General features: G+C 43.8%; 2 protein-coding genes. Both read left to right on the plus strand.

The window, feature by feature from the left end; genetic code table 11:
- Window positions 1-132: 132 nt before the first annotated feature.
- Window positions 133-465, plus strand: a complete 333-nt coding sequence (locus ACK4HU_RS21890; protein ID WP_409810327.1) for a TraR/DksA family transcriptional regulator — start codon at window positions 133-135, stop codon at window positions 463-465.
- A gap of 532 nt (window positions 466-997) precedes the next feature.
- Window positions 998-4,021, plus strand: coding sequence for a type ISP restriction/modification enzyme (locus ACK4HU_RS21895; protein WP_409810330.1), 3,024 nt, complete (start codon window positions 998-1,000; stop codon window positions 4,019-4,021).
- Window positions 4,022-4,098 lie beyond the last annotated feature (77 nt).

Here is a 4,098-nt window from a genome sequence, read left to right on the forward strand (position 1 = left end):
CTTTAATAACCTGAAATCCGGTGGCCGAGCGAAGTCGAGGCCATTTTGATCTACTGGCAAAGAAGCGGATAATCAGATTTTTCTTTGAAAAATCACTTTCGCTAATCCATATTTGAACCAAACAAAGGATCTATGGATAGCGCACTTGAACAAGAGATCAAAACAAAAATCCTCACAAAAATCTCAGAAATCGAAGTCGAGTTGATCACCTTGAGGGAGCATTCAGCGCCGGAAGCTTTGGATAGTGCCATTGGTCGGATTTCCAGGATGGACTTCATCAACAATCGCTCGATCAATGAAGCTCAAATCAAAAAGAACGAATCCAAACTCAAAGGTCTGAATAACTGGCTAGCCAAATTAGGAACAGCCGACTTTGGTAAATGCATTCGCTGCGGTCAAGAGATCAATATCAACCGTCTACTTTTTATGCCCGAAAGCAATCATTGCGTCAATTGCGCGAGGTAGGATAGAATATCCTCCGACAATTTCCGACCGTCTTCAAAAAATTGCTTTTCGTTTTCAGGCAAACTAATATCTTTAGGGAATGAGACTAAATACGTTTCGATAATTTAAAATTTACCACAGAGTACACTGAGTTCACAGAGAAATTGGGGAGATTAGTTATTTAAATGCTTCCGCCGAAGTGAGTGCCTGCCTGACGGCAGTCAGGTCGCCACTCACTTGACATTTTAAGTTTACCACAGAGTACACAGAGAAATTAGGGAGATCGGTTAATAAAAAAAGGGTTAGCTTTTCTTATTGAACTCAAAAATGGCTGATTCTTCTTTCAGGTTTGAGGTTCAATTAATGCTAAAATTTAGAAATAACTCTCTCTCCTCAGTGAACTGTGGTGAAGAAACCTTTAAAACCAGTTCAATATCGCCGATTGAGTGTCTCACTCACTTCAAACCATCATTTCATCGCCCAAGTGAGTGCCTGCCTGACGGCAGTCAGGTCTTCACTCACTTGATATTTTGAATTTTACCACCCTTTTTTCATGACCACAGCCGATTACCTTTCAGCGCTCAATTCCCGATTCCGTCTCGGCAATGCCACCGAACATACCTTTCGCGGCGATTTACAAAACCTCCTCGAATCCCTTGCCCCTGGAATCAGCGCCACCAACGAACCCAAACGCCAAGCCTGCGGTGCGCCGGACTACATTCTGACGAATAAAAAAGAAATTCCCGTCGGCTACATCGAGGCCAAAGACATTGGAGATTCGGATTTGCATGGACTGAAAAAGAACGGCAACAAAGAGCAATTTGACCGATACAAAGGTTCGCTGGACAATCTGATCTTTACCGATTACCTGGAGTTTGTCTATTTCCGCAATGGAGAACTTGCCACCTCCGTCCGCATCGGCGTCATCGACCAAGGTAAAATCCTTCCGCTTCCGCATAACTTCCCGGCCTTCGAACTCCTCATCAAGGAATTCACCACGCACATCGGGCAGACGATCAAAAGCTCCAAAAAGCTCGCTGAGATGATGGCTGGCAAAGCCCGACTCCTCGCCAACGTGATCCAAGCTGCCCTCGAAAGCGACGAGATCAACCATGACAATTCCACTTTGCAGGAGCAAATGTCCGCCTTCAAGGAAATCCTCATTCACGACATTACACCCAAGCAATTTTCCGATGTCTATGCGCAGACCATTGCTTACGGGATGTTTGCGGCGCGATTATATGATACGTCCTTGGATACCTTTAGCCGACAGGAAGCGGCCGAACTGATCCCCAAGTCCAATCCTTTCCTGCGAAAGCTCTTCCAATACATCGCCGGCTATGACCTCGATGCCCGGATTACCTGGATCGTGGATGCACTGGCGGACATCTTTCGTGCGGCGGATGTGCAGGCGATCCTAAAAAATTATAATAAGTTTTCAGAGTCCTCCTCCCCAGAAGGGGGAGGTCGGGAGGGGGCAGATCCCATCATCCACTTTTACGAGGACTTCCTGACCCAATACGATCCCAAGCTTCGCAAGCAGCGCGGGGTCTGGTACACGCCGCATCCCGTGGTGAACTTTATCATCCGGGCCGTGGATGAGATTCTGATCACCGAGTTTGGCTTGCCAATGGGCTTGGCAGATACCTCTAAGACCAAGATCAAAATCCCCATTCCCACGCATGACAAGCGATTTGCGGGAGGAATGCGGGAAGTCGAACAGGAAGTGCATCGGGTGCAGTTCCTCGATCCGGCCACTGGCACAGGCACCTTTGTAGCCGAGGCGATCTCGCAGATCTACGACAAGATGAAAGGGCAGCAAGGAGGCTGGAACAGCTATGTGGAAAATCACCTCCTTCCCCGCATCAACGGCTTCGAACTCCTGATGGCATCCTATGCCATGGCGCACTTGAAATTAGACTTACTGCTCAAATCAACCGGCTATACCCCTCCTTCAGGAGGGGCTAGGGGAGGTCAAAGATTCCGCATCTACCTGACTAATTCCTTGGAGGAATACCACAAGGATACCGGAACCCTCTTCGCCAACTGGCTATCGGCAGAAGCCTCAGAAGCCAATCAGATCAAACGCGATGCTCCTGTGATGATTGTGGCTGGAAATCCGCCTTATTCGGGTGAAAGCTCCAACAAAGGAAAATGGATTATGGATTTGATGGAGGATTACAAAAAAGAACCAGGAGGAAAAGAAAAACTCAATGAACGGAATCCGAAATGGATCAATGATGATTATGTCAAGTTTATCCGCTACGGACAGCATTTTATAGAGAAAAATGGAAGCGGGATTTTAGCTTATATCAATCCGCATGGATTTTTGGACAATCCTACTTTTCGGGGTATGCGGTGGAACTTGTTAAAGACTTTTGATAAAATCTATACCATTGATTTGCATGGGAATAGTAAGAAAAAAGAAACTTCACCGGATGGAAGTCCTGATATAAATGTATTTGATATTCAACAAGGTGTTTCTATCAATTTCTTTATTAAAACAGGAAGGAAAAAAGAAAATGAATTAGGTAAAATATTCCATTTTGATTTATTTGGCCTACGTGACTTAAAGTATGAATTTTTGACTCAAAACACAATCAATAGTATAAAATATAAGGAGATTCCTGTTAGAAAGCCTAATTATTTTTTTATATCTAAAAACTTTGAACTTCTGGAAAAATACGATCAAGGCTTTCAAATCAGTGACTTTTTTCTTCAAAATAATGTGGGAATAGTAACTTCAAAAGATTCCATTTTGATAAATGAAGATCTGGATGATTTGATAAAAAATGTTCAATCACATTATAATATTATACCTGATAAAGAACTAATTAAAAGGATTTCATATAGGCCATTTGATGACAAATATGTTTACTATGATGTAAAAATCATTGAAAGAGCTAGAGAAAAAATAATGAAGCATATTTTGCTAGGTAAAAATTTAGGATTTGTGGTTGGTAGACAATCAACTGATGATTATTGGTGCAATGTTCAAATTACCTCAAACATAATTGACAATCGATTTCATTTCAGTTATAAAGGAATTTCTTCAATTTTCCCACTCTATCTCTATGCCGAATCTTCCGGTCAGTTAAGTTTGGGTTCGGCCGAAACCCGCACGCCCAATCTGAATTTGGAGATCGTGGATCAGATTGCGAAGGGTTTGGGGTTGACTTTTGTACCTGAGAAACACCTCACCCCCGACCCCTCTCCTGAAGGAGAGGGGAGCTTTGCGCCGATAGATTTGTTGGATTACATCTATGCCGTGCTGCATTCGCCTACCTATCGGGAGACGTACAAAGAGTTTTTGAAGATCGACTTCCCAAGAGTGCCCTTTCCAAGTGATGCAGATATATTTTGGAAGTTAGTGGCCTTAGGCGGAGAACTCCGGCAGCTTCACTTGATGGAAAGCCCAACACTCAGTCAGTTCATCACCCAATACCCCGCCGCCGGAGAGAATGAGGTGGAGAAGATAAGGTTTGAATTGAACCCAGACCTGCCAGGTTTCGAAAACCTGGCAGGTGGGGTGTCAAATTTGAGCCATTTTTGGGTTTTTATTTGCATCCCACTTTAGGGTTTTCAATCTCTTAGAAAGTGTGGTTTGTCCGATGTTTTCCTGAGACCAATTTTTGACATTTTCTACACGTGTGG

Origin of the sequence: Algoriphagus sp. (assembly GCF_046296635.1) — a bacterium.
GTDB lineage: Bacteria > Bacteroidota > Bacteroidia > Cytophagales > Cyclobacteriaceae > Algoriphagus.